This window comes from Mycobacterium parmense, assembly GCF_010730575.1.
Classification (GTDB): domain Bacteria; phylum Actinomycetota; class Actinomycetes; order Mycobacteriales; family Mycobacteriaceae; genus Mycobacterium; species Mycobacterium parmense.
The window spans coordinates 4,944,853-4,970,796 of sequence record NZ_AP022614.1 but is presented as its reverse complement, the minus strand read 5'-3'; the positions used below and the strand labels follow the sequence as shown (position 1 = coordinate 4,970,796).

Annotated in this window: 25 protein-coding genes and 1 pseudogene; 15 read left to right on the top strand and 11 right to left on the bottom strand. The window is 69.5% G+C overall.

Annotation, left to right across the window (positions count from 1 at the left end; genetic code table 11):
- Nucleotides 1–16: 16 nt before the first annotated feature.
- From pstS to G6N48_RS22950, 3 genes are all read right to left on the bottom strand, one after another.
- Complete coding sequence (pstS, locus tag G6N48_RS22960; RefSeq protein ID WP_139825692.1) at nt 17–1,138, bottom strand: phosphate ABC transporter substrate-binding protein PstS; 1,122 nt, start codon at nt 1,136–1,138, stop codon at nt 17–19.
- Nucleotides 1,139–1,298: 160 nt separating this feature from the next.
- Entirely contained in the window at nt 1,299–2,249 is a 951-nt protein-coding gene (mshD, locus tag G6N48_RS22955; RefSeq protein ID WP_085268416.1) for a mycothiol synthase, read from the bottom strand.
- A complete protein-coding gene (locus tag G6N48_RS22950; RefSeq protein WP_085268415.1) occupies nt 2,246–3,013 on the bottom strand; it encodes a winged helix-turn-helix transcriptional regulator in 768 nt (255 codons plus the stop codon). Before G6N48_RS22950 ends, mshD begins: the two co-directional genes overlap by 4 nt.
- A gap of 260 nt (nt 3,014–3,273) precedes the next feature.
- On the opposite strand from G6N48_RS22950, the gene lmeA reads away from it, so the two are divergent.
- The 6 genes from lmeA to G6N48_RS22925 all read left to right on the top strand — a co-directional run bounded on the left by lmeA (nt 3,274) and on the right by G6N48_RS22925 (nt 6,429).
- Nucleotides 3,274–4,080, top strand: a complete 807-nt coding sequence (gene lmeA, locus G6N48_RS22945) for a mannan chain length control protein LmeA (RefSeq protein WP_085268414.1) — start codon at nt 3,274–3,276, stop codon at nt 4,078–4,080.
- Nucleotides 4,077–4,496 (top strand): TlpA family protein disulfide reductase, encoded by a 420-nt coding sequence (locus tag G6N48_RS22940; RefSeq protein ID WP_085268413.1) that lies wholly within the window; start codon nt 4,077–4,079, stop codon nt 4,494–4,496. Before lmeA ends, G6N48_RS22940 begins: the two co-directional genes overlap by 4 nt.
- Before the next feature lie 5 nt (nt 4,497–4,501).
- Nucleotides 4,502–4,615, top strand: a complete 114-nt coding sequence (locus tag G6N48_RS28985) for an Ms5788A family Cys-rich leader peptide (protein WP_408632580.1) — start codon at nt 4,502–4,504, stop codon at nt 4,613–4,615.
- A 101-nt stretch (nt 4,616–4,716) separates the two neighbouring features.
- A complete protein-coding gene (locus G6N48_RS22935; protein WP_085268412.1) occupies nt 4,717–5,247 on the top strand; it encodes a DUF4395 domain-containing protein in 531 nt (176 codons plus the stop codon).
- A 67-nt stretch (nt 5,248–5,314) separates the two neighbouring features.
- Complete coding sequence (locus G6N48_RS22930; protein ID WP_085268411.1) at nt 5,315–5,617, top strand: DUF1416 domain-containing protein; 303 nt, start codon at nt 5,315–5,317, stop codon at nt 5,615–5,617.
- A gap of 143 nt (nt 5,618–5,760) precedes the next feature.
- Nucleotides 5,761–6,429, top strand: a complete 669-nt coding sequence (locus G6N48_RS22925; RefSeq protein ID WP_085268410.1) for an FABP family protein — start codon at nt 5,761–5,763, stop codon at nt 6,427–6,429.
- A gap of 261 nt (nt 6,430–6,690) precedes the next feature.
- Here the strand turns inward: G6N48_RS22925 and G6N48_RS22920 are convergent, their stop codons facing one another.
- A complete protein-coding gene (locus tag G6N48_RS22920) occupies nt 6,691–7,563 on the bottom strand; it encodes an aminodeoxychorismate lyase (protein ID WP_139825700.1) in 873 nt (290 codons plus the stop codon).
- A gap of 223 nt (nt 7,564–7,786) precedes the next feature.
- Between G6N48_RS22920 and ygfZ the strand changes: the two genes are divergently transcribed.
- Entirely contained in the window at nt 7,787–8,881 is a 1,095-nt protein-coding gene (gene ygfZ, locus G6N48_RS22915) for a CAF17-like 4Fe-4S cluster assembly/insertion protein YgfZ (RefSeq protein ID WP_085268408.1), read from the top strand.
- 145 nt (nt 8,882–9,026) lie between these two features.
- Nucleotides 9,027–9,209 carry a DUF3073 domain-containing protein gene (locus tag G6N48_RS22910; RefSeq protein WP_085268407.1) on the top strand — a complete coding sequence of 61 codons (183 nt, stop codon included), beginning with the start codon at nt 9,027–9,029 and terminating at the stop codon, nt 9,207–9,209.
- Between the two features lie 69 nt (nt 9,210–9,278).
- On the opposite strand, the gene purM is transcribed toward G6N48_RS22910, so the two are convergent.
- The 6 genes from purM to G6N48_RS22880 form a co-directional block, all read right to left on the bottom strand.
- Nucleotides 9,279–10,370, bottom strand: a complete 1,092-nt coding sequence (gene purM, locus G6N48_RS22905) for a phosphoribosylformylglycinamidine cyclo-ligase (protein WP_085268406.1) — start codon at nt 10,368–10,370, stop codon at nt 9,279–9,281.
- Nucleotides 10,371–10,437: 67 nt separating this feature from the next.
- The gene (gene purF / locus G6N48_RS22900) at nt 10,438–11,964 is read right to left on the bottom strand and encodes an amidophosphoribosyltransferase (RefSeq protein WP_085268405.1); all 1,527 of its coding nucleotides are present in this window, start codon (nt 11,962–11,964) and stop codon (nt 10,438–10,440) included.
- Nucleotides 11,965–12,096: 132 nt separating this feature from the next.
- The gene (locus G6N48_RS22895; RefSeq protein WP_085268404.1) at nt 12,097–12,492 is read right to left on the bottom strand and encodes a sterol carrier family protein; all 396 of its coding nucleotides are present in this window, start codon (nt 12,490–12,492) and stop codon (nt 12,097–12,099) included.
- An 11-nt stretch (nt 12,493–12,503) separates the two neighbouring features.
- On the bottom strand, nt 12,504–13,148 hold the full coding sequence (locus G6N48_RS22890; RefSeq protein WP_179969961.1) for an Rv0804 family intramembrane glutamic endopeptidase: 645 nt from the start codon (nt 13,146–13,148) through the stop codon (nt 12,504–12,506).
- Nucleotides 13,136–15,445 (bottom strand): phosphoribosylformylglycinamidine synthase subunit PurL, encoded by a 2,310-nt coding sequence (gene purL, locus G6N48_RS22885; RefSeq protein ID WP_085268403.1) that lies wholly within the window; start codon nt 15,443–15,445, stop codon nt 13,136–13,138. Before purL ends, G6N48_RS22890 begins: the two co-directional genes overlap by 13 nt.
- A gap of 69 nt (nt 15,446–15,514) precedes the next feature.
- Nucleotides 15,515–16,798, bottom strand: a complete 1,284-nt coding sequence (locus tag G6N48_RS22880; RefSeq protein ID WP_372511209.1) for a M18 family aminopeptidase — start codon at nt 16,796–16,798, stop codon at nt 15,515–15,517.
- Between the two features lie 146 nt (nt 16,799–16,944).
- Here G6N48_RS22880 and G6N48_RS22875 point away from each other — a divergent pair, with 146 nt between their 5' ends.
- Both G6N48_RS22875 and G6N48_RS22870 read left to right on the top strand, forming a co-directional pair.
- The gene (locus G6N48_RS22875; RefSeq protein ID WP_085268402.1) at nt 16,945–17,976 is read left to right on the top strand and encodes a Dyp-type peroxidase; all 1,032 of its coding nucleotides are present in this window, start codon (nt 16,945–16,947) and stop codon (nt 17,974–17,976) included.
- Nucleotides 17,973–18,773 carry a family 1 encapsulin nanocompartment shell protein gene (locus G6N48_RS22870; RefSeq protein WP_085268401.1) on the top strand — a complete coding sequence of 267 codons (801 nt, stop codon included), beginning with the start codon at nt 17,973–17,975 and terminating at the stop codon, nt 18,771–18,773. Before G6N48_RS22875 ends, G6N48_RS22870 begins: the two co-directional genes overlap by 4 nt.
- Nucleotides 18,774–18,811: 38 nt before the next feature.
- On the opposite strand, the gene G6N48_RS22865 is transcribed toward G6N48_RS22870, so the two are convergent.
- Complete coding sequence (locus G6N48_RS22865; protein WP_085268400.1) at nt 18,812–20,506, bottom strand: MOSC and FAD-binding oxidoreductase domain-containing protein; 1,695 nt, start codon at nt 20,504–20,506, stop codon at nt 18,812–18,814.
- A 182-nt stretch (nt 20,507–20,688) separates the two neighbouring features.
- Between G6N48_RS22865 and G6N48_RS22860 the strand changes: the two genes are divergently transcribed.
- The 5 genes and pseudogenes from G6N48_RS22860 (at nt 20,689) to G6N48_RS22835 (ending at nt 25,942) form a co-directional block, all read left to right on the top strand.
- Nucleotides 20,689–21,561, top strand: a complete 873-nt coding sequence (locus G6N48_RS22860) for an alpha/beta fold hydrolase (RefSeq protein ID WP_085268399.1) — start codon at nt 20,689–20,691, stop codon at nt 21,559–21,561.
- A gap of 74 nt (nt 21,562–21,635) precedes the next feature.
- A pseudogene (locus G6N48_RS28980) lies at nt 21,636–23,037 on the top strand (TetR/AcrR family transcriptional regulator).
- A 148-nt stretch (nt 23,038–23,185) separates the two neighbouring features.
- Nucleotides 23,186–24,292 (top strand): zinc-binding dehydrogenase, encoded by a 1,107-nt coding sequence (locus G6N48_RS22845; protein WP_085268396.1) that lies wholly within the window; start codon nt 23,186–23,188, stop codon nt 24,290–24,292.
- A 2-nt stretch (nt 24,293–24,294) separates the two neighbouring features.
- Entirely contained in the window at nt 24,295–25,158 is an 864-nt protein-coding gene (locus tag G6N48_RS22840) for a DUF427 domain-containing protein (RefSeq protein WP_085268395.1), read from the top strand.
- A 97-nt stretch (nt 25,159–25,255) separates the two neighbouring features.
- Nucleotides 25,256–25,942, top strand: a complete 687-nt coding sequence (locus G6N48_RS22835) for a haloacid dehalogenase type II (protein ID WP_085268394.1) — start codon at nt 25,256–25,258, stop codon at nt 25,940–25,942.
- Nucleotides 25,943–25,944 lie beyond the last annotated feature (2 nt).

Genomic DNA, 25,944 nt, shown 5'->3' with positions numbered 1-25,944 from the left:
CTCCTCGTGGAATTGGCTACTGCAGTGCGTTGATCGCGGTAACCAGTCGCTCCTTGACCTTATCGGGCAACGGGACGTATCCGGCCGAAGTGAGACCCGACTGGCCGCTGTTGGCCGCCACCGCGAGGAACGACTTGACCGCGGCGGCGGTGTCGGCGTCGTAGCCCTTCGAGCACACGATCTCGTAGGTGGCCAGCACCAGCGGGTAGGCGCCGGGCTCCTGCGAGCTGTACAGGGTGTTCAGGTCGAGCACGAGGTCGTTGCCGCCGGCCTCGAAGTGGGCCGACCGGATGGCGTTGCCGGCGGTCTCGTTGGTGAGCGGCACCACGCCGCCGCTCGTCGCGATCTGGGCGTAGGGCACCTTGGCCTGGTCGGCGAATCCCTTCTCGACGTACCCGATGGCGCCCGGGGCGGCCTGCACGGCCTGGATGACCCCCGCGGACCTCGCCGCGCCTTCGCCGACACCGCCCTGGAACTCCGTGCCGACGCCTTTCGCCCAGCTCTGCGGCGCGGCCGCCGTCAGATATTTCTGCATGTTGTCGGTCGTGCCCGAAGAGTCCGCGCGGTAGATGGGCACGATCTTCGTGTCGGGCAGCGCCACACCGGGGTTCAGCCCGGCCAGCGCCGGGTCGTTCCAGACCGTGACCTTGCCGCTGAACACTTTGGCCAGCGCGTCGCTGCTGAGCACCAGCGCCGGCACGCCCGGCAGGTTGTAGACCAGGGCGATCGGGCCGAATACCAGGGGCAGGTCCCAGGCGGGGTTGCCGTCGCAGCGTTTCGCGGCGGGGCCGATCTGGTCGGCGATCAACGGCGAGTCCGCCCCCGCGAAGTCGACGTGGCCTGCGATGAACTGCTCGCGGCCCGCGCCCGAACCGGTCGGGTTGTACGTCACGCCCTTGCCCGGGCACGCCTGCGCCCACGCCTGGTTGAACAACGCCATCGCGTTCTGCTGAGCGGTTGAACCCTCGGCGGTGAGTTTGCCCTTGCCGCCGCATCCGGCCGGGTCGGTGGGTCCCGAGCCGCTCGTGATTGCGCCGCCGCCGTTTTTGTCGCTGCCGCACCCGACCACCGTCGCGCCGCCGATCAGCACTGCCGACACCACTGCGGCCAGGGCCCGGCCCTCCCTGTCGAGTCTCACCGGTCTCGCTTCCTGACGCGGTCCACATGCGCGCGGGCGCCGACGGGCACCCAGGAAGGAGGTTGCCAACTCACCGCGAAAGTATGCGCCGACACGGCCCACCGCGCCCCCGCGCATCGACGCCGAGTCGACGACCGGAGTCCACATCGTTGCGGGCCGGTCAGCCTGGCCCGCGCGGGGACGCGTACGCGGTGTCGACGCTGAACGTGGTGAAACCCAGGCGTTCATAGGTCCGCACCGCGGCGACGTTGTCCGATTCCACGTAGAGCATGACGGTGGGTTCAGGTGCGCCGGCCAGCTTGCGCGCCAGCCACTCGACGCCGACGGCGGTCAGCGTGTGCCCCAGCCCCCGGCCCTGCGCCGACGGGTCCACGGCCACGACGTAGACCTCACCCAAGCCCGGCCGATCGAGGTGCACCTTGGTCCAGTGGAAGCCCAGCAGCTTGCCGGCATCTTCTCGGGCGTCGTCGCCGAACGCCAGGAACAGGCCCGCCGGATCGAACCACGGTTCGTTGCGCCGCTCGGCCAGCTCGACCTCGGTCCAGCCGCCCTGTTCCGGATGGTGGACGAAAGCGGAATTGTTCACCCGCAGCAACTCCGCGTCGTCCGCCGGCCCGGCGTACGGGCGGACCCGCACGCCCGGCGCCTGCGGTATCGCCGCGGGGAGGTCACGCAGCGAACGGCGCATCTGCACCAGCTCCCGCACCGCCACGAGGCCCAGCGCCGCGGCGGTGGCCGCGGCCGACGCGAGCGTCCCGTGCGCCCAGAACCGATTGCCGCCGCCGGTCTTATCCATCGCCGCGCGCGCCAGCGCCGCCCCCAGACCGCGCCGGCGGGCCAGCGGGTGCACCACGAGCTCCGCCATTCCCGGACCCCCGTCCCGCGGCGGGGTGAGGTTCAGGTAGCCGACGACCCCGGCGGCCGGGGCGGACCGGCCGTCCGGGTCGGGTGCGGTGACCAGGAGATGCTCGGTGCGGTCGTGCGCGAGCTCCCGGAGCACCTGTTCGCCGACCGGCGCAACCCCGTCGAAGTCGGTTGCGGCAGCGACGAGGTCGCGAACCTGTTGCTGCTCCTGGGGCGTGAGCGCGACCCGCCAGTCAGCCGGCGTCACTGACTGCGTAATGGATCGCCCAACGGTTCGCGTAGTTCCTCGGCGTCGGACTCCACCTCACCGGCGTCGTCGTGATCCGAGATCGGCGCGCGGCCGCGCGCCGGCCGGACCGCCTTGTAGCCGACGTTGCGCACGGTGCCGATCAATGCCTCGTGTTCGGGCCCCAGCTTGGCTCGGAGTCGTCGGACGTGCACATCGACGGTGCGGGTGCCCCCGAAGAAGTCGTAGCCCCACACCTCGTGCAGCAGTTGCGCGCGCGTGAAAACCCGGCCGGCGTGCTGGGCCAGGTATTTCAACAGCTCGAACTCCTTGTAGGTGAGGTCGAGCGGACGGCCCCGCAACCTGGCGGTGTAGGTGCCTTCGTCGATCACCAGCTCGCCGAGGCTGACCTTGCCCGCGCTCTCCTGATCCGCCAGCCCGCCGCGGCGGCCGATCACGAGCCGCAGCCGGGCGTCGATCTCGGCGGGGCCGGTGCTGGGCAACAAGATCTCGTCCAGGCCCCAATCAGCGCTGACCGCCACCAGGCCGCCCTCGGTGACCACCGCCAAGACGGGCACCGACCGGCCCGCCGTGCTGAGCAGGCGACACAGGCCCCGCGCCGACGACAGGTCGGTACGCGCGTCGACGAGCACGGCGTCCGCGGTCCCGGCCTCGAGCAGGGAGGATGGTTCTGGCGGTGCGGTGCGTACGGTGTGGGGAAGCAGGCACAACGACGGCAGAACGGGGTCGGGATGCAGTTCCGACGTGAGCAGTAATAGCTCCAATTAGCCCCTCCAGCTCTGGGGGAAAGGCATCTCCCAAATTAACAACGCCGTTACGAGTAAGTTGCCAGGTTATCTAACGATAACTTGCCACCTGGTGTTTGGCCCGACGATGAGGGGCTTCGGCGCAAAGTGTGGGAGGGACCACCCGAGGAGGGCGCAGAGCCGGGGAGGCCGACGAACGGGGCATCTGCAGCGGCGTGATCCGCGCCGTGCGGCGGTCCGTCACGTCGCCGCCGTAACGTCTGGGCCACAATGTTGCGATGCGCAAGGTGCTGTTCGCGGTGCTGGCGACGCTGGTCGCCGTGGCCGTGATCGCCGTCGGCGCCGTCGGCGTCGACTACGGGACCAGCATCTACGCCGAGTACCGACTGTCGTCCACGGTGCGCAAGGCGGCCGATCTGAAGTCCGACCCATTCGTGGCCATCCTGGCGTTCCCGTTCGTCCCGCAGGCGATGCGCCGCCACTACGACCAGCTGGAGATCAAGGCCGGCGCCGTCGAGCATGCGGAGGTGGGCAAGGCCACCCTCGAAGCCACGATGTACTCGGTCGACCTCACCTACGCGTCGTGGCTGATCAGGGCCGACGCGAAGCTGCCGGTGGGCAAGCTGGAGAGCCGCATCATCGTCGACTCGACACATCTGGGCCGCTACATGGGCATCAGCGACCTGATGGTCGAGGCACCGCCGAGCGTGACCAACACCGCGACCGGCGGCGTCACCGCGTCGGGTATCTCCGACAGCCACGGGTTGGTGTTCAGCGGCACACCCAAGTCGGCCGGCTTCGACCGGCGGGTCAGCGTCTCGGTGGACCTCTCGATCGCGCCCGACGACCAGGCGACGTTGGTGTTCACCCCCACCGGCATCGTCACCGGCCCCGATTCCGCCAATCAGACGGTGCCCGCCGACAAACGCGATGCGGTGCTGCGCGCTTTCAGTGCTCGGCTGCCCGACCAGCGGCTCCCGTTCGGCGTCGCGCCGAAGACCGAGGGCGCCCGCGGCTCCGACGTCATCATCGAGGGCATCGCGTATGGAGTAACCGTGACCCTGGACGGGTTCAAACAGTCATGAGTCTGGTGATCATCGCGGTCGTCGCTGCGATCGTCGTGGGAGCTCTGGCCGGCCGGCTGTCGACGCGGCGCGCGGGACGCATCCGCGAGGTCCCCGAGGCGTCGCTCGCGACTGCCGCCGACGTGGAGGCGCTGGGGATCTCACGCGGCGGGCCGACCGTCGTGCACTTCAGCGCCCCGTGGTGCGGTCCCTGCGACCGGGTCCGCCGGGTGGTGGGCCAGGTGTGTGACGACCTGGGCGCCGTGGCTCATATTGAAGTCGATCTGGACACCAATCCGGTTGCCGCGCGGCGGTTCTCGGTGCTGTCGTTGCCCACCACGCTGATCTTCGACGTGGAGGGACGGCAGCGCTATCGCGCCTCAGGGGTGCCCACGGCCGCCGATTTGCGTTCCGCGCTACAACCGCTGTTGGCCTGATTGCTGTGTCTGTGGGTAAGCTTGCCGTCGTGCCCGCCCGTTTCGAGCTCGTGCTCACCAAGCGTCGCGCAGTCGATCTGTGCCGCATCGCGGGTTGTTGCTGTCGTTGTTGTTGTTGAGTCGCCGCGCCGTTTCCGCGTAGCACTCGGAGCAGTCCCGCTCTCCGTCGGGCATCTCCCCAAGACTCTTCCCAGCAACAGGCGTACCCAGGAGCAATGCCGTGCCAGCCAGCAACACCACCATCCACCAGGACCAAGTCGACGTGCGCGGACCCCGCTTCGCCGCATGGGTCACGACCGCCGTGCTGGTGGTCGCGCTGCTGACCGCGGGGATCAACCCGCCGGCGGCCGCGGCGTTGTTGACCGTGCAGGCCGCCGTCTTCGCGATCGGCGCGGTGGCCGGCCCGCGCCGCCACCCGTACGGCCGATTGTTCGCCCGGTTCGCGGCGCCCCGGCTGGGGCCGGTCGGGGAGCGTGAACCGGTAGCTCCGCTGAAGTTTGCTCAGCTCGTCGGCCTGGTCTTTGCCGTGGCCGGCGCTGTCGGGTTCGCGGCGGGCGCTTTCCTGCCCGGCGTCGTCGCCACCGCCGCCGCCCTGTTCGCGGCTTTCGTGAACGCCGCGTTCGGCATCTGCCTGGGCTGTCGGCTCTACCCGTTGGTGTCCCGCCTGCGGCCCATCCCGCGGCCCGGCCGGGAACACGGCGGTCACCCGGCTGGTTCCTGGAGCAGTGACTGTTCGGGCGGCGCGTCATGACGTACGACGACGGCCGAAGTTCAATGCGGCTCCCTGGTGGGCGCCCCGAGCGAGTTGGGAAGCTGATATGAGCCTTGGACCGAGTCAAGGATCGGCGCTGCCCGTCGGCGTCGACCTGGCCAGGGAAACGGTGATCACCGGACGCGTGGTGGACCGTGACGGTCAGGCGGTGGGCGGCGCGTTCGTTCGCCTGCTCGACTCGTCCGATGAGTTCACCGCCGAGGTGCTCGCCACGCCCAGCGGCGACTTCCGGTTCTTCGCCGCGCCGGGATCCTGGAGGCTGCGCGCCCAGGCGGCGGCCGGCAACGGCGACGCGGTCGTGCAGCCGTCGCACGCCGGCATCCACGAAGTCGACGTCAAGATCGCCTGACGCCGCCCTGGCCGGGCGACGGCCACGCGAACGAATAAACTCGGCGACGTGGTGCTCTTCTTCGAGATTATGCTGGTGCTGGCCGTCGTGGTCATCTCGTGGTTCGCGCTGTACACGCTCTACCGGCTCATCACCGACGAATCGTGACTTCCGACGACGACACAGAAGGCGCGGTGGGCTCCACCAACTCCGGGGACCGTGCGGTGGCCGCCGCCGCCGAACGCGCCAAAATCACCGCGGCCCGCAACATTCCGGCTTTCGACGACCTGCCGCTGCCCGCCGACACCGCGAACCTTCGCGAGGGCGCCAACCTCAACGACGCGCTGCTGGCGCTGCTGCCGCTCGTCGGCGTCTGGCGGGGCGAGGGCGAAGGCCGCGGCCACGACGGCGACTACCGGTTCGGACAGCAGATCGTGGTCTCGCACGACGGCGGCGACTACCTGAACTGGGAGGCCCGCTCGTGGCGGCTCGACGATACGGGCAACTACGAGGAGCGCGGCTTGCGGGAGACGGGGTACTGGCGCTTCGTCAACGATCCCGACGACCCCAGCGAATCGAACGCGATCGAGCTGCTGCTGGCCCATTCGGCGGGTTACGTCGAACTGTTCTACGGCCGTCCGCGCACGCCGGCGTCATGGGAGTTGGTGACCGACGCGCTGGCCCGCAGCAGGTCGGGCGTGCTGGTGGGTGGCGCCAAACGGCTCTACGGGATCGTCGAGGGCGGCGACCTGGCCTACGTCGAGGAGCGGGTGGACGCCGACGGCGGCCTGGTGCCGCATCTTTCGGCGCGGCTGTCCAGGTTCGTCGGATAGCGTCGCGCGCACGGCGGGGCCGACCCCTGACATGGGGCGGCCCCCGAGCAATGCTCCTGGTTGGACTGACCGGAAGCTCGGGGGCCGGGTGACTGCGGGGAATTCGCCAGCGCGCGTTGATCGCCAGCTCTTCCGAGCCGATGCAGCTAGCGCGCAGCCACCTCACATGTCCATGAAGCTATCAATTTCGCGGACCACCTCCCTTCCTGTGTACGAGCGACCGTACCCGCCATTTTGCGAGCCGACAACACAATTCAGCGCTCAGCGATCGATGACAATCGCCGAGTCGACCAACTCGGCGAACTCGGCGGCCATCGCAAGGCCGGGCAGCCGCCGGCCGTCGAGCGTGTGCACCCTGGCCGCGAGGGTCATGCTCGATACAAGCCAAACCCCTTGCGCGGCATGTAGGTCCGCGATACGGAGCGCCCGGTAGTCGCAGTCGTAGCCTTTCGCGCGCGCCACCTCGAAGAGGGCCTGTTGCGTGGTGCCGCGCAGGATCGGATACCACGGGGGCGGCGTCAGCAGGCACGGCGCCCCGCCCGGACCCGCCTGGGATTCGGCGGCGATCACCACCGTCGAGCGGGGCCCCTCAAGGATGTAGCCGTCCGAACTGACGAAGATGACGTCGCCGGCGCCCTGGCGGGCGGCGTGCCGCAGGGCGGCCATGTTGACCGCATAGGAAAGCGTCTTGGCTCCGGCCACCAACCAGGGCATTGCGTCGGTTCCGGTCGCCGACAGGCCCCGCTCCAGCGTGATGGCCGCCAGCCCATCGCGCCGGACGTCGGCCACCCGCTCGGGGACGGCGCTGACCATCACATAGGCGGTCGGCGTCGTGCCGCCTTCCCGGCCACGGCTGTAGATGAGGCGCATCGCGCCTTCGCCGGCGCCGCCCGAGGCCCACTCTTGTGTGGCCACCTCGATCGCGCGGCGCCAATCGGAGAGGTCCGGGGCGGGTAGGTCCAGCATCTTGGCGGACTGGGCCAGCCGCCGCAGATGCGCCTCGACCAGGCAGGCCGCGCCGTCGCGGACCAGCAGCGTTTCGAAAATGCCGTCGCCGCGGACGGCCGCGAGGTCGTCGGCGTGCAACAACGGCCTCTCCGGCGGATGGGCCTCACCGTCCAGGGTGACGATCACACTCGACATAGCAAACGAGCCTAACGGCGAAAATGCGAAGACTCAGTCGAAGGCCCGCGTTGCCGACGACATGCGGATGGGATCGGACGCCCGCGCCGGCCGCGCGTGCGCGCCAAGGAAATGAACGATCCGTAGAGTTGGTTGAGTCAACCACGCCGGCGCCGATGCGGTGCGAAGCGACGTCGGCCGCACCTCCCGACTGCGGGGGAAAGGAGCGGCGCACATGAACGCAGTTCCCGCGCCCGACTCGGGACCCGACGCCGGCGCGATCTGGCACTACGGCGATCCACTGGGCGAGCAGCGCGCGGCGGAAACCGGTGCGGTGGTGGTGAATCGCTCACACCGCGCTGTGCTCACCCTGACGGGCGCCGACCGGCAGACCTGGCTGCACAGCCTCACCACCCAGCACGTCGCCCAGCTGGCCAACGGGTCCAGCACGCAAAACCTCAGCCTCGACGGTCAGGGCCGGGTCGAGGACCACTGGGTTCAAACGGAGCTGGACGGCACCACCTACCTGGACACCGAGCCGTGGCGTGGCGGCCTACTTCTGGAGTACCTACGCAAGATGGTGTTCTGGTCGGACGTTGCCGTGAGCGAGGCGGACCTCGCGGTGCTGTCGCTGCTCGGCCCGCGGCTGACCGACCGGGCTGTGCTCGACGCGCTGGGCCTCGAGACCCTGCCCGCCGAGATGACCGCTGTGCCGCTGCCCGGCGACGGCTTCGTGCGACGTAGGGTCGGCGCCCCGGCCTGTCAGATCGAGCTGGACCTGCTGGTGCCCCGCGTCGAGGCGGGTGAGTGGCAGAACCGCTTGCGGCAGGCCGGCGTGCGCGATGCCGGAGTGTGGGCCTACGAGGCCCACCGGGTCGCGGCCCTGCGTCCACGCCTGGGCGTCGACACCGATGAGCGCACGATCCCGCACGAGGTGGGGTGGATCGGCGGTCCCGGCGAGGGGGCTGTCCACCTGAACAAGGGCTGCTACCGCGGGCAGGAGACCGTCGCGCGCGTGCACAACTTGGGCAAGCCGCCGCGCATGCTGGTGCTCCTGCAGCTCGACGGCTCGGTGGATCGCCCGTCGACGGGCGATCCGGTGCTCGCCGCCGGGCGGACCGTCGGACGGCTCGGGACCGTGGTCGAGCACGTGGATCTGGGGCCGGTGGCGCTGGCGCTGCTCAAGCGCGGCATCCCGCCCGACACGGCTCTGACGACCGGTCCGCAAGGTTCGGTGGCCGCCGTGATCGACCCCGATTCGCTGCCGCCCGCGGAACATATCGGCGCTGGACGTCTGGCCGTTGAACGGTTGCGGGGTGGTGCGAGATAATCCCGGTGAAGTCCGCCACGGCGGGCAGGGGGCGCCGACGCCTGGCCACAAGGCACGGTAAACTATCGGCAGGACAATATGACACCAGGAGATCGGAGCCGCCTACTCGTTAGGCCGCTCCGTTATTGCGCGAGGGGGTTCCCCCATGGGCCGCGGCCGGGCTAAGGCAAAGCAGACCAAGGTTGCTCGAGAACTCAAATACAGTTCCCCGCAGACCGACTTTCAGCGGCTTCAGCGCGAGCTGTCAGGGTCGGAAGCCGACGAGGCCAACCAACTGGAGGAAGACGGCCCGGACGCCTGGGCTGACCACGACGACTGGCGTCGCTGACACTCTCCTCGATTCCGCTGCGGTGCGCCCGGCATCAGAACAGCGTGGGCCCGGCTCCGGTCGGGCCTTTTAGAATCTCGGGTGCTGTCCTACCAGTTTCGCCCGCGGCCCGTCCTTGCCCTTGGCGACGGTCCCGAGCACCCAGCACTCGAGGTGCCGCGCGGTCAGCATGGCCTGCGCGCGGTCGGTGTCTTCCGGGGCGACGACGGCGACCATCCCGACGCCCATGTTGAACGTCTTCTCCATTTCCTCGCGGGTCACGCGGCCGCGCTGGGCGATCATCGCGAAGACGGGTGCCGGCGTCCATGTGCCGCGGTCGATCTCGGCGACCAGCCCGTTGGGGATGACGCGTTGCAGGTTGCCGGCCAGCCCACCCCCGGTGACGTGACAGAAGGTCCGAACGTCGGTCTCGGCGGTCAGGGCCAGGCAGTCCTTGGCGTAGATCCGGGTGGGCTCCAGGAGTTCTTCCCCCAGCGTGCGGCCGAACTCCTCCACGTAACCGGACAGGCTCATCCGATCGATGTCCAGCAGGACGCTGCGCGCCAGCGAGTATCCATTGGAATGCAGCCCGGACGAGCCCAGTGCGATGATGGCGTCGCCGGGCTTGACGCGGTCGGGCCCCAGCACATCGTCGGCCTCGACCACCCCGACGCCGGTGGCCGAGATGTCGTAGTGGTCGGGTTCCATCAGGCCGGGATGCTCCGCCGTCTCGCCGCCGAGCAGCGCGCAGCCGGCGCGGACGCATCCCTCGGCGATGCCGGCGACGATCGCGCTCACCCGTTCGGGCACCGTTCGGCCCACCGCGATGTAGTCCTGCAGGAACAGGGGTTCGGCACCGCAGACCACCAGGTCGTCGACGACCATCGCGACGAGGTCCAGGCCGACGGTGTCGTGCTTGTCCATCGCCTGGGCGACCGCCAGCTTGGTGCCCACACCATCGGTGGAGGCCGCCAGCACAGGTTCGCGGTAGTCGCCGCGCAACGCGAACAGCCCGGCGAACCCGCCCAGCCCGCCACGCACCTCGGGCCGGGTGGCCTTCGTCGCCAGCGGTTTGAACAGCTCGACGGCGCGGTCACCGGCCTCGATGTCCACCCCGGCCGACGCGTAGGTGATGCCCTGGCTGCCCGGCTCGCGTCCGGGGCTTTTTCCGGGATCCGTCATCGCGATAAAGGCTACCGGGCGGCGCCGACGGCCGGACTCGCACGCCTGGTGAACACCGCGAGCGGAGTCAGCGCGTGACGGGTACTTCGTCGGGCACCAGCTCCTCGAGCCCGGCCCCGCGTGCGGCATTGGCCAGCATGTGCTCGATGACGTTCTTGCCCAGCGCACTCTCCCCCGGCAGCTCGATCGGGTACTTGCCGTCGAAGCAGGCGGTGCACAGGCGCGACGCCGGCTGCTCGGAGGCCGCGACCATCCCCCGCAGCGAGATGTAGCCCAGCGTGTCGGCGCCGATGGCGTGCCGCACCGCCTCGAGCATCTCGTCCTCGTCCTCGACCGCGTTGGCGATCAGCTCGGCGGGCGACGGGAAGTCGATGCCGTAGAAGCAGGGCCACTTCACCGGTGGCGACGCGATTCGCACGTGCACCTCGAGGGCGCCGGCCTCGCGCAGCATCCGCAACAGCGCGCGCTGGGTGTTGCCCCGCACGATCGAATCGTCGACGACGATGAGCCGCTTGCCGCGGATCACCTCGCGAAGGGGGTTGAGCTTGAGCCGGATACCGAGTTGGCGGATGGTCTGCGACGGCTGAATGAACGTGCGCCCGACGTAGGCGTTCTTCATCAGGCCCTGGCCGTAGGGGATTCCGGACTCCTGGGCGTATCCGACCGCGGCGGGCGTGCCGGATTCCGGCACGCCGATCACCAGATCGGCGTCGACCGGGCACTCCCTGGCCAACCGCCGGCCGATCTCCACCCGGGCGGCGTGCACGGAGCGGCCGGCGATGGTGCTGTCCGGTCTTGCCAGGTAGACGTACTCGAAGACGCAGGCCTTGGGGCTGGGGTTGGCGAAACGCGTCGAGCGCACCCCGTCGGCGTCGATGGCCAGCAGTTCGCCGGGCTCGATGTCGCGAACGAACGAGGCGCCGACGATGTCGAGCGCCGCCGTTTCGGAGGCCACCACCCAGCCGCGGTCCAGCCGGCCCAGCGACAGCGGCCGCACGCCGTATGGGTCACGGCACGCGTAAAGCGTGTTCTCGTCCATGAACGTCAGGCAGAACGCGCCGCGCACGGTGGGCAACAGGTCGAGCGCCGCCTGCTCGAGGGTCGAGTCGGCCGCGCCATGGGCCAGCAGTGCGCCGAGGATGTCCGAGTCCGTCGTCGCCGGGGCCGGGCACCGTCGCGCGATCAGCCCCGCGTCGCGGGCGCGCGCGGCGAGTTCGGCGGTGTTGACCAAATTCCCGTTGTGTCCCAACGCAACCCCGGTGCCGGCCGCGGTGTTGCGGAACACGGGCTGCGCGTTCTCCCACGTCGTGTCGCCCGTGGTCGAGTAGCGGCAGTGGCCGATGGCGACGTGCCCGTGCATGGCCGCCAGGGTTTGCTCGTCGAAGACCTGGCTGACGAGCCCGAGATCTTTGAAGACGAGCACCTGCGAGCCGTCCGCCACGGCGATGCCCGCAGCCTCCTGCCCGCGGTGCTGGAGCGCGTACAGGCCGTAGTAGGTGAGTTTGGCGACTTCTTCACCCGGGGCCCAGACCCCGAATACACCACACTCTTCACGAGGCGAATTGAGGTCCTGCTCGGGTTCCTGGACGGTCACGACTCGGCGGCTCCCCGGAGAACGGTTAGTGACGTACAGGAGTCTACGGGTATTGCGGGGCCACCAGCCAATCTCCCGGGCGTGTCGGGCGCACGGATCACGTTCTCGCATAGCTAAACCTGCAGTTCAGGGTTATATTTGCCGCAGGTCGACCAGGGGCAGCCAGTGTCCGATCTCACCGGCCCGCGAGCCGGAAAGGCTCAGCGCGCCCGCGCTTCGCGCCTCCGCGGGCGAGCACATCCCGGTGGCGAGCAGCAGCCAGGTCCGCGGGTCGGTTTCGACGACGTTGGGTGGCGTGCCGCGGGCGTGGGCGGGCCCGGGGATGCACTGCACCGCGGCGAACGGCGGGACGCGCACCTCGACGCTGCGTCCGGGCGCCACGGCGGCCAGGGTGCGGGCGGTGAGCCGCACGGCCGCCGCCAGGCCCTCGCGGTCGGGCGTCGGCAGGGATTCGTCACGCAGCCAGTCCGCGACGGCCAGCACCGCCTGCCGGGTCTTCGCCGGATCGACCTTCTGGCGTGCGGGCATATCTCAGGGTCTCAGAGACGCGGATCGCCGCGGCGCCGCTCGGCGGATCGCGCGGCCAGCGCGCCGATCGCGCCGGCCTCGTTGACGGCCAGGTGCACCAGGATCGGCGCGGCGAGGCTCCCACAGCGGTCGGCCAGCCAGCCGAAGAGCCAGCCGGCGACTCCGGTGACCAGCACCGTCGGCATCACCGGTGCCTTGGTGGCGCGCGCGTCCGGGATGTGGGACAGACCGAAGGCGCCCGCCTGCAACAGCCGCCCGGCGGGAGTGCCGAACGCGGCGGCGCCCGCGGCGCCCAGCGCCGCACGGAACCCGGACTCCTCGGCCCAGACGGTGCCCACGGGTATCCGCACCAACAACCACGCCGGGGCCGGCGCCGGCGGTTCGCGGTCGGCCATCGACTGCCGCACCCGTGGCACCAGGGCGCTCCCCCCGACAGCGATCGCCGCCGCGGCCCCGGTGACCGCGCCCAGGCGCAGCCCCGCCCACAGCCGCGGCGGACGCAGGCCCAGCGGCGCGCGCGTCAGCCAGACCAGCAGCCCGCCAATGACGCCCTGGGTGAGGCTCCGGGACCGGGCCGGCAGCCGCGGGACGAGGAAGCTCCAGCCGACCAGCGCGGCGGCCAGGGACACCGCGCGGAGCCGACCTACCCGAAGAATCGCGGCAGCACCGCCTCAGACGTCGCGCGTAGTTCGGCCAGGGAGATCGTGAACAGGCCCTGCACCTCGAGCTCGTCGGACCCCTGGTCGACGACGCCGACGCGCACCGCGGGCAGTCCCCGCGCCTCGCACATCGAACGGAACCGGCTCTCCTCAGTGCGCGGCACGGCCACCAGCACCCGGCCCGCGGACTCGGAGAACAGTGTCACGAATGGGTCGGCGTCCTCGGGAAGCACGATGCGGCAACCGGTTTCGCCCGCCAGGGCCGCTTCGACGACGGCCTGGGCGAGGCCGCCTTCGGACAGGTCGTGCGCCGCGGACACCAAGCCGTCGCGCGACGCCGAACCGAGCACGTCGGCGATGAGCTTTTCGCGCGCCAGGTCGACCTCGGGCGGAAGGCCGCCGAGGTGGTCGGCTGTCACCTGGGCCCAGACGGAGCCGTCGAACTCGTCGCGGGTATCTCCCAGCAGCAACAGGGTTTCCCCCTGCTCACGGCCCAAGCCGGTCGGGATGCGGCGGGCGACGTCGTCGATCACGCCGAGCACGCCGACGACCGGCGTTGGCAGAATCGCCGCCGACCCGGTCTGGTTGTAGAAGCTGACGTTGCCGCCGGTCACCGGAATGCCCAGCGCCGCACAGCCATCGGCCAGACCGCGCACCGCCTGCGCGAACTGCCACATGACGCCGGGGTCTTCGGGTGATCCGAAGTTGAGGCAGTTGGTCACCGCGACGGGGGTGGCGCCGGTGACCGCGACGTTGCGATACGCCTCGGCCAGCGCGAGTTGCGCGCCGGCGTAAGGGTCCAGCGCGGTGTAGCGGCCGGACGCGTCGGTCGATATCGCGATGCCGCGGCCGGTGGACTCGTCCACACGCAGCACGCCGCCGTCGGCGTGTTCGGCCAGCACGGTATTGCCCCGCACGTACCGGTCGTACTGTTCGGTGATGAACGCGCGACTGCACAAATGCGGGCTGCCCAGCAGCGCAAGCAAAGTGGCGCGCAATTCGTCGCCGGATGCCGGGCGCGCCAGCTTGGTCGAACGGTCGGCGTTCAGGGCGTCCTGCGATTCGGGACGGGCGACCGGGCGCTGGTAAACCGGACCCTCGTGGGCCACCGTGCGCGGGGGCACGTCGACCACCGTCTCGCCGTGCCAGGTGATCTGCAACCTGTCGCCGTCGGTGACCTCGCCGATGACGGTGGCCAGTACCTCCCATTTGCGGCACACGGCCATGAAGGCGTCGACGTTCTCCGGCGCGACCACCGCGCACATCCGCTCCTGCGACTCGCTGCACAGCACCTCGGCGGGCGTCATCTCCTTGGCCCGCAATGGGACGGTTTCCAGCCGGACGGCCATACCGCCGTCCCCCGCCGACGCCAATTCCGATGTCGCGCAGGATAATCCGGCGCCACCGAGATCTTGGATGCCGATCACCAGGCCGCCCGCGTACAGCTCGAGGCAGCACTCGATGAGGACCTTCTCCATGAAGGGGTCGCCGACCTGCACCGACGGCAGCTTCTTGCGGGAAGGTCCCGTGCCGTCTTCCAAATCAAAGGTGTCCGACGCCAGCACCGACACCCCGCCGATGCCGTCCAGACCCGTCCGCGCGCCGAACAGGATGATCTTGTTTCCGACACCCGAGGCGAACGCCAGATGCAGGTCCTCCTGCCGTAACACCCCCACGCACAACGCATTCACCAAGGGGTTGCCCGCGTAGCACGCGTCGAAGACGGTTTCGCCGCCGATGTTGGGCAGGCCGAGCGAATTGCCGTAGCCGCCGATGCCCCGCACGACGCCGTCGAGCACCCGGCGGGTGTCCGGTGCGTTGGCGGCGCCGAACCGGAGCTGGTCCATGACGGCGACGGGTCGCGCGCCCATGGCCATGATGTCGCGCACGATGCCGCCGACACCGGTGGCCGCGCCCTGATAGGGCTCGACGTACGACGGGTGGTTGTGCGACTCGACCTTGAAGGTGACCGCCCAGCCGTCGCCGATGTCGACGACGCCGGCGTTCTCCCCGATCCCGGCCAGCATGCCGGCGCGCATCTCGTCGGTGGTGGTCTCGCCGAAATAGCGCAGGTGGACCTTGGAGGACTTGTAGGAGCAGTGCTCGCTCCACATCACCGAGTACATCGCCAATTCGGTGTCGGTGGGCCTGCGGCCGAGGATCTCGCGGATCCGCTGGTATTCGTCGTCTTTGAGGCCCAGCTCCGCGAACGGTTGGGGCTGGTCGGGGGTGATCGCGGCGTGCTCGACCGTGTCGATCGCCTGGGTGCGCGCGCTGGTCCCGGAGACGGTCACGCCAGACAGTCTAGGGTGGCCGCACGCCCGCCGTCGGGATGCGGCACAGGCGAGGGACCGGCGCCGGGCTCAGGCCGGCGCCAGGAACGCGCCCAGCGCCGCGGAGTACGCGGCCACATCGTGCGCGCCCATCAGCTCGCGCGCGGAATGCATCGCGAGCTGGGGGGCGCCCACGTCGACGGTGGGGATGCCGGTCCGCGCCGCCGCCAGCGGGCCGATGGTCGAGCCGCACGGCAGATCCGCCCGGTGCTCGTAGCGCTGTAACCCCACCCCGGCCTGCTGGCACGCCAGTGCGAAGGCCGCCGCCGTGTGCCCGTCGGTGGCATAGCGGAGATTCGGATGCACCTTGAGCACCGGTCCGGCGTTGACCTCGATCTGGTGGCTGGGTTCGTGCCGTTCCGGGTAGTTGGGATGGGTGGCGTGCGCCATGTCCGCCGACGCCAGCAACGAATCCGGCAGGCGGCGCAGGAAATCCTCCCGGGTCCCGCCGGCCGCCGAGACGATCCGCTCCAGGACAGTGCCCAGCAGGTTGGACTGCGCGCCGCGATCGGACGCCGAGCCCACTTCCTCGTGGTCGAAAAGCACCAGCACAGGCAGGAAGCCGCGCGGTTGGGCGCCGAGCAGCGCTTCCAGTCCCGCATAGCAGCTGGCCTGGTTGTCCAGGCGGGGCGCGCTGAGCAGGCCGGCGTCGGCGCCGATGACCCGCGACGGAGTCAGGTCGTGCGTCATCAAATCGGCGCCCAGCACGTCGGCCGGCGCCACCGCGGCGCTCTCGGCGACGTAACCGAGGAACGACGCCGGACCGGAGCCGCTCCCCCACACCGCGTTGAGGTGTCGCTGCGGGTCCAGCGTCAGCGACCGGCGATCCTCGGCGAGGTGGATGGCCAGCTGCGGGACCCGCAGGATCGGCTCATCGATCCGCACCAGCCGATCGGCGACGCGGCCGCCGGCCCGCACGGACAATCGCCCGCTGATGCCCAGGTCGCGGTCGAGCCACGAGTTCAGCCACGCGCCGCCGTACGGCTCGAGCGCCACCACCCGCCAGCCGGCGATCGCCCGGTCCGGGTGCTGCTTCACCCGTAGGTTTGGGCTGTCGGTGTGCGCACCGATGATCCGGAACGGGCCCTCGGGCCCGTCGGAATTCCACGCGACCAATGATCCGGCCCGCACGATGAAGTAGCGGCCGGCCCGGCCGGGCCAGGATTGCGACTCGCTGAGCTGGGTGTACCCCGCCCCGGTCAGCCGGGCCGCGGCCGTGGCGCAGGCGTGGAAGGGCGACGGGGACCCGTCGATGAAGTCGCACAGGCCCCGGGCGCTGGCGGAGCTCGTGGGCGCGTCTGACATGCGCACCATCATCGCTGCCGGCGCGTGGGTGGGTTGGGGCCGGGTCTGGTGCGGGCGGCACCGCCAACGCTGCGACTGCACGGCCCGACCCGAGCCGGCGGTTCGTCACCCGCTCGGCTTCCGGCGCTCGACGTCACCACGATAGGGTCGGGAGAGTGCCTCCCGTCCAGCCGCAACCCATCCTCGAGCCGTTGACGCCTGCGGCGATCTTCCTGGTGGTCACCATCGACGAGGGCGGCGAGGCCGCGGTGCACGAAGCCCTGCAGGATGTCTCCGGGCTGGTGCGCGCCATCGGTTTCCGGGAGCCGCCGAAGCGGCTGTCCGCGGTTGTCTCGATCGGCTCGAGAGCCTGGGACCGGTTGTTCTCGGGGCCCCGCCCCGCGGAGCTGCATCCGTTCGTCGCGCTCGAGGGTCCGCGGCACGTCGCCCCGGCCACGCCCGGGGACCTGTTGTTCCACATCCGCGCGGAGAGCCTCGACGTGTGCTTCGAGTTGGCCGACCGGATTCTCAGGGCGATGGCCGGAGCGGTCACCGTGGTCGACGAGGTGCACGGGTTCCGCTATTTCGACAACCGCGACCTGTTGGGCTTTGTCGACGGCACCGAAAACCCCGGCGGCGTGCTGGCCGCCAGCTCCACCACCGTCGGCGACGAGGACCCCGATTTCGCGGGATCGTGTTACGTCCATGTGCAGAAGTACGTGCATGACATGGCGTCGTGGAATTCGCTGCCGGTCAACGAGCAGGAACTGGTGGTCGGCCGCACCAAGTTCGACGACATCGAACTCGGCGACGACGAGAAGCCCGCCAACGCCCACATCGCCCTCAACGTCATCACCGACGACGACGGCACCGAATTGAAGATCGTGCGGCACAACATGCCGTTCGGGGAGCTCCGCAGGGGCGAATACGGCACGTATTTCATCGGCTACTCCCGCACTCCGCGGGTAACGGAGAGAATGCTCGAGAACATGTTCCTCGGCGATCCACCCGGCAACACCGACCGCATTCTCGACTTCTCGACCGCGGTCACCGGCGGACTCTTCTTTTCTCCTACTGTCGATTTCCTCGACGATCCCCCGCCCCTACCCCAACCGCGCGCAACAGCGTCAGCAGTCAAACCCGCCGCCGGCCTCGCTCCCGAGCGAGGCTCACTTTCGATCGGCAGCCTGAAAGGAACCTCCCGATGAACAACCTCTACCGCGACCTGGCACCGGTCACCGAAGTCGCCTGGAAGGAGATCGAACAGGAGGCGACGCGGACGTTCAAGCGCCACATCGCGGGACGTCGGGTGGTCGACGTCAGCGGCCCCGGGGGGGCGGCAACCGCGGCGGTCAGCACGGGCCGCCTGATCGACGTCGAAGCCCCCTCCGATGGCGTGCAGGCGCACCTGCGGGCCAGCAAACCCCTTGTCCGACTGCGGGTTCCGTTCACGTTGTCCCGCTACGAAATCGACAACGTCGAGCGCGGCGCGCAGGACTCCGACTGGGACCCGGTGAAGGACGCCGCCAAGAAGCTGGCGTTCGTCGAGGACCGCGCGGTCTTCGAGGGTTACCCCGCCGCATCGATCGACGGCATCCGCGGATGCAGCTCCAATCCGCCCGTGCCGATGCCGCAGGATCCGCGCGGCATGCCCGACGCGATCTCGCAGGCGTTGACCTCGCTACGACTGGCCGGTGTCGACGGACCGTATTCGGTGCTGCTGTCGGCCGACATGTACACCAAGGTCAGCGAGACCACCGAGCACGGCTATCCGATCCTCGAACACCTGAACAGGTTGGTGAAGGGCGACATCATCTGGGCGCCGGCCATCGACGGCGCCATGGTGTTGACCACCCGCGGCGGCGACTTCGATCTGCAGCTGGGGACCGACGTCTCCATCGGTTACACCAGCCACGACGCCGACACGGTGCAGCTCTATCTGCAGGAGACGATGACCTTCCTGTGCTACACCGCGGAAGCGTCGGTCTGCCTGGGCTGCCAGTAAAGCCGGCGCGCAATGTCGGCGTGAGCCGGCGACTCTCGCTACAGGTCGAGTACCACGTCGCTTTCGGGTGCGGCGCAGCAGATGAGCACCGTCCCCGGGTCCGGCGGCTCGAGCGGCCGCTGGCGATAGGCTGTCGTTCCCGCGATCACCCCGGTGACGCAGGTGTGGCACACGCCGCTGCGGCAGGCGAACCGCGTCGGCACATCGCACGCCTCGGCCATGTCAAGCAGGCTCCCGTAGCCGGCCGACCAGTTCACGGTCAACCCGCTGCGGGCGAAGGTGATCGACGGCCCGGTTCCGGGCGTCCCGGCCGGCGGATGCGGCGGGCGGCGCGCGGCGCCGTCCACGACGCCCGGGTTGATCGGCGGCAGGGCGCCGAACAGTTCGCCGTGAACCAGGGCAGGGTCGAACCCCGCCGCGGTCAGCGCTTCGCGCACATCGGTCATGAATTGGGTTGGCCCGCAGAGGTAAGCGGCGGCATCCGACGGCAGGCCCAGCTGCGCGATACCCCGCCGGTCCATGCGCCCCTGGCTCTGTGTGTATACAACGACCTGCCTGGCACGGGGCAGCGACTCGAGCAGCGTCGTGACTTCCGTTGCGAACGCGTGTGTTTGGGAATTCCGGGTGGTGTGCACCCACCAGACGTCGCGGGGGCTGCGGTCCGTCGACAGCGCGTGCAGCATCGCCAGGACGGGAGTGACACCGATTCCCGCCGAGATCAACACCACCGGGTTGTCGCCGTCGGTGAGGTAGAAGTCGCCACGCGGAGCAGCGGATTGGATGACCGAGCCGGGCTTTGCGTGGGCGTGCAGCCACCGGCTCACCAGTCCGTGGTCCTCGAGTTTGACGCTGATGCGGTACTCGGCCTCGGCCGGATCTCCCGAGAGGGAGTAGCTGCGCAGGGGCGCCGGGCGGCCGGCGCCGGGAATCCGGAGCGTCAGGTATTGGCCGGGCAGTGGGCGCGGCAGCGGGTCGCCGCCCGCGGCCTGCAGCCGGATCGACAGCACCTGCGGGCTTTCCAGGCGTATGGCGACGACGCGCAACGAGCGAAATCCGGCCCAGCCGGGGAGTGCCGCGTCCGCGGGTTTGTCGCGCTGGCTGAGCAGGTCGTGAAATGACCGCCGCCAGCCCGGGCTGAGGGCCGGCACGTCGACGGCCTTGCGCAGTTGGGCGATATCGCGGTTGGGCAGATACAGCAGCGCGTCGACGGCGGCGACGCTCAGCTCGTGGCGGCCACGGCGGGTACACACGATGTCGTCGCCGGCACGCACTGGCCCTTCGCTGATGACGCGAAAGTAAAAGCCCGGACGCCGGTGGGCGACAAGCAGATTGGGCATCTCAGGCTCTTCGAGCCGCAGCCCGACCCGAAAGCAGGTCACGCGCGGTTGGGTGACCTCGAACTCGGCGCCGCCGATGCGATAGCGGTCGCCGATGCACACCTGGTCATCGGCCAGCCCGGTCACGGTGAAGTTCTCGCCGAAGGAGCCTGGATGAAGATCGTCGCGGCCCAGATACGACCGCCAGTAGTCGTAGGAATCCGCCTGGTACACCATGACCGCGCGTTGTTCACCACCGTGGCCCGCGAGGTCGCCCTGCCCGTCGCCGTCGATGTTGAGGCGGCGCACCATGACGTGTCCCTCGACCGGGCTCTTCCAAATCCCGGTGTAGACGGTCTTGTCCCGCCACCGCACGTTGCGGGGCAGGCCCACGTTCACCGAAACAAGCCTGCCCACTGTGTCTGCACCTGCGCTTTGCCGGGACTGGGATGACCGGCCCACACTAAGCCCGCTTCCGCGCGAGGTCAACTGCGACCGGGAGGCTTGCCAGCCGTCGGTTTTGGTGCATACTGGGTTGTGCATCCCAAAAATCTGGTCGGCCGTCGCGGCCCTCACCCCCACGGCCCAGGAGGAGTCTCATGCCGGCTGTTCACCATCGTTACACCACCGTCGACGGCCACCGGCTGTTCTTCCGTGAAGCCGGAGACCCCGCCGCGCCCGCCCTGGTTCTGCTGCACGGATTTCCGACCAGCTCGCACATGTTCCGTAACCTGATCCCGGCGCTCGCGGACCGGTATCACGTCGTCGCCCCGGACCACCTGGGCTTCGGGCTTTCCGACGCGCCGCAGGTCGAGGACTTCGACTACACCTTCGATGCGTTGACCGAGCTGACCGCGGGCCTGCTGGACAGCCTCGGCATCAAGCGCTACGCGATGTACGTGCAGGACTACGGCGCCCCGATCGGCTGGCGCCTGGCCCTGCGCCAGCCGTCCGCGATCGCGGCGATCGTCAGCCAAAACGGCAATGGTTACGACGCCGGATTCGTCGCGAGCTTCTGGAAAGTGGTGCAGGCCTACCAGTCTCAACAGACGTCCGACACCGAAGCCGCGGTGCGGCAGTTCCTCACGCTGGAGGCGACCCGGTGGCAATACCTCACCGGAGTCGCCGACGAGACGCTGGTGGACCCCGAGTCCTGGTACCACGACTACGCCCTGATCTCGCGGCCCGGCAACGACCTGGTGCAGCTGAAGCTGCTGCGGGACTACGCCACCAACGCCCCGATGTACCCGCGCCTGCACGAATACTTCCGCGCCACCGGCGTGCCGCTGCTGGCGGTTTGGGGCCGCGGCGACGAGATCTTCGGGCCGGCCGGCGCCGAGGCCTTCGCCGACGACCTGCCCGACGCCGAGATTCATCTGCTCGACGGTGGGCACTTCCTGCTGGAATCCGCGCTGGACGACGTGGCCGGGCTGATGCGTGACTTCCTGGCACGGCATCACCGGGCGGGCTGAGGCCCGTCCCGGCTGCGCGACACAGTGGGCTGGATATCCCATAATTGGAGGCGTCCGCGGGTTAGCCTGACGCGATGGCCCATCCCGATGTTCCCGACGAACAACGGTTGACCGCCAAGGGGCGCGCCACCCGCGACCGGATCGTGCAGTCCGCCGCCCAAATCATCGTTGCCGAAGGCCTTTCGGCGATGAACATGGAGAACGTGCGCGGCGCGGCGTCGGTCAGCGGATCGCAGCTCGCGCACTACTTCGCGGACAAGGGCGCGTTGCTGCGCGCGGTCATCCGACGCCAGACCGGCGTCGTCCTGGACTTTCACCGGCAGCCCGGGCTGGGCGGCCTGCGGTCGTTCGACGACTTCGAGCGCTGGATCGAGCTCAACATGCGCTACCTGCGGCGCATCGGGTACTCCGGCACTCCCACCTACCATGCCCTCGCCGCGCAACTGGCGAAATCGGACGACGCGACGCGCGCCACCCTGGCCGCGGGATACCGCGAATGGATCGACCTCCTCCGGCAGACGATGCAGGAGATGAAGGACCGCGGGGTCCTGGTTGCCGAGGCCGACCCGACTCACCTCGCCCTGGTGATCGTCGCCGCCCACCAGGGCGGCGGCACGCTGGCCTTCACGTATCGGGCGGAATGGCCGCACGCGCACGCCGTGCGGTTCGCCGTCAATTATCTGCGCACGTTCGCCGCCGACCCCGCGGAACGGACTGCGCGTCCGGCCCCGCGTCCTCGTGGCCGGCGCGCTGCGAGGAGGGCCGGCTGAGCCACATTCGCCCAAGGCGGCACAGTGCCTGATGAGGGCCATGTCTGACCAGGACCCGGGGTTGACCCGTAAGGGACGGGAGACCCGGGCCCGGATCGTGGAGGCGGCGGCCCGCCTCATGTTCGAGCGCGGCGTCGCGGGTACCAGCATCGATCAGGTGCGGCGCGCGGCGAAGGTGGGCGGTTCGCAGATCTCGCACTACTTTCGCGACAAGCAGGCGCTTACGCGTCAGGTGATCGCCTCCCGCCGCGACGACGTCCGGACCTTCCACACACAATCGCGGTTCGAAAGCCTCGACAGCCTCGAAGCTCTGCAGGCGTGGGCGCAGGCCTGCGTGGCCGACATCGATGCCGTATATCGCGTGGGCGGTTGCGTTTACGGTTCGCTGGCCGGTGAGCTGATCGACGCCGACGACGACATCCACAGCGAACTCTCCGCCGGATACGACCAGTGGATCGGGCTGTTCGAGGCCGGCCTGGCCGCGATGCGCGATCGTGGCGAGCTGCGCCCCGAAGCCGATCCTCGACATCTGGCCGTATCGCTGGTCGTCGCTCACCAGGGCGGCGCCATGCTCACGCACGCCACCGCCGATGGCGAGCCGCTGCGGGCTGCGCTCAACGCGGCCGTCGACTACGTGCGTTCGTTCGCCGTGCCACGCAAACCCCGCCGCGGGCGGACCGGCGGGCCGCGCAAGCCCACGCCCTGACGCAGCCCTGGACAGAATGGGTGGCATGGCCCATAATAATGGGTCAGTTGGCCCATTTGATCTCGGTGTGGACAGCCGGCCGTGACCGCGGTGCGATGCTGGAGACGTTGTCGCCGAGCCGACGAAATCGACCCGGGGAGAATCGAAAATGTCCGCTGCAACGGCCATTCAGCCGTCTGGAAGACCCACCGCACCGGCCGTGGTGCGTGAAGAGCCCGGCGGCGAGAACATGCGCGCGATCATCCTGACGAAGTTCGGCGGTCTCGACAGCCTGGTCTACACCGACATACCCAAGCCGTTACCCAGAGTCGGCGAGGTCGTCATCGCGGTGAAGGGGTTCGGGATCAACCACGCCGAGATACACATGCGCCGGGGAGAATGGGCCGAGGCCGCCGAGGTCAGCGGCATCGAGTGCGTCGGCATCGTCGACTCGTGCCCCGGCGGCGAGTTTCCCGTCGGCGCCAAAGTGGCCGCCCTGATGGGCGGCCTGGGCCGGACCATCAACGGGAGCTACGCCGAGTACACGCGAGTGCGCGCGGCCAACGTCGCGCCCATCGAATCCGATCTTCCGTGGGCACAGCTTGCCGCATTGCCGGAAACCTTTGCCACGTCGTGGACGTGCCTGTTCCGCAACCTGAACCTGCAGGCGGGCCAGACGCTGGTGATCCGCGGGGCGACGTCGGCGTTAGGCCAGGCCGCCCTGAAGATGGCCGTCGCGGCCGGCGCGACGGTGATCGCCACCGCGCGCCGCCGCGAGCGCATTCCGATGTTGGAGAGCCTCGGCGCGCGCCGGGTCGAGCTGGAGCGACCCGACCTGGCCGCCCACCTTCCCGAGGCCAAGCGCCTCGATGCCGTCCTCGACCTCGTCGGCAACAGCACCATCCTCGACTCTCTCGACATGCTGCGCCGCGGCGGCACCGCCTGCCTGGCGGGGTGGTTGGGCGGGCTGGACCCGATCGGTGACTTCAATCCGCTGGCGCGGATGGCCAGCGGTGTCAATTGGTCCTTTTTCGCCAGCCCGGTCTTCGGCGATCCGGGCTTCCCCGTCTCCGACGTGCCACTGGCCCAGATCGCACAGCAGGTGGCCGACGGCACGCTCGACGCGGCGCCGGCCCGCGTCTTCGGGTTCGATCAGATTCACGACGCACACCGGGCGGCCGAGTCCGGGGCGGCCGGCGGCAAGGTCGTCGTGGTGATGGACCAACCCGATACCCAGTCACCGGACGGAACCATGGATCTCACCCGAAAGGCCTGATGATGGGCTTGGCTTGGCAGCAGGGGCCGCTGGCGACGGGCTCGGTCGGGCACTTCCTCACCGAGCAGCCGTTGCCATCCCGACTGCTTTTCGCCGAGCCGTTGCGCCGCCGCATGAGGGTGCGCTTCGCCGACGTGTGGATCGCCGACAGCCCAGACGTCGTGCTCCTGCATGAACCCGGGCGCTACCCGGTTGCATATTTTCCGCTCAGCGACGTCCGGGGCGCGACCCTGATCGCCGAGGAGCGGGTGACACAACACCGCGACCTGGGTGACACGCGGTGGTTCACCGTCGCAGTACCGGGCCGCCAGGCCGGCCACGGCGCCTGGCGGCACACCAACCTGCCACGTCATGCGGCGGTTTTGGACGGGCGGGTGGCGTTCGCCTGGCGCGGCATGGACGCCTTCTACGAAGAGGACGAGCGCATCGTCGGTCACGCGGCCGACTCCTATCACCGCATCGACGTCCGCTCCACCTCGAGGCACCTCGTGGTCCGGGACGGCGAGCGGGTGATCGCCGAGACGCGGCAACCGCTGGCGCTGTACGAATCCGGCTTTGCGCCCCGCTGGTACGTCCCGCGCGCCGACATCGACCAAGCCGCCCTCAAACTCGTTGATGGACAGACCTTTTGCCCGTACAAGGGGATATGCTCCTACTACGACGTCGGCGGCCGCCGGCGAGCGGCATGGTCTTACGTCGGCGCGTGGACGGAGGTCGGGCGGGTGCGCAACCTGGTGTCGTTCGAACCCGACAAGATCGACGTCCACCTCGACGGCCAGCAGCTCCGGCTGGAGCCGGGCCAAACCGTCGTTCCCCACGGCGTCGACCGGGGGCTCGACACCGACGAGGTTGTCGGGAGGCACTAGCGTGACGGACCCGTGACGGCGATGCTGCCGATCTTCCTGTGCCTGGCCGGGTCTCGACGGCCGGGCATTCCCGAACGAACGAAAGCTGGGCGCTGACATGCCGAAACCGTCCGTCCTCGTCTTCGACGTCAACGAGACGCTGATCGATCTCGAATCCATCGCGCCGCTCTTCGCGGAGCTCTTCGGCGACGAACGGGTGCTGCGCGAATGGTTCGCCCAGCTCGTCATGTACTCGATGACCGCCACGCTGGCGGACTGTTATGTGGACTTCTTCTCACTGGGCCAGGGCGTGTTACGCATGCTGGGCGACATTCACGGGGTGCCCATCACCGACCATGACGTCCACCGGGTCCAGGCGCAGATGAGCGCGATGCCGGCTTATCCCGATGTGGTCGACGGCCTCACCGTATTGCGGGACAACGGCTTTCGGTTGGCCACGCTGACGAACTCGCCGCACCGGCCCGGCGCGACGACGCCCCTGGAGAACGCGGGGCTCGCAGGGTTCTTCGAACAGCAGCTCAGCGTGGATTCCTGCCGCGCGTTCAAGCCGTCCCCGGCTGTCTACCGGCATGCGTATGAGGCGCTGGGCGTGGCTCCGGCGGAGTGCATGATGGTCGCCGCGCACGTGTGGGACATCCTGGGCGCGCAGAACGTGGGAATGCGCTCCGCCCTCATCACGCGCCCGGGCAATCCGCCGCTGCCCGTCGACGGCATGCCGCAACCGACTCTCGTCGTCGGTGACATGCGCGAGCTCGCCGAGCGACTCGTCGACGGCGGCCATTGAGT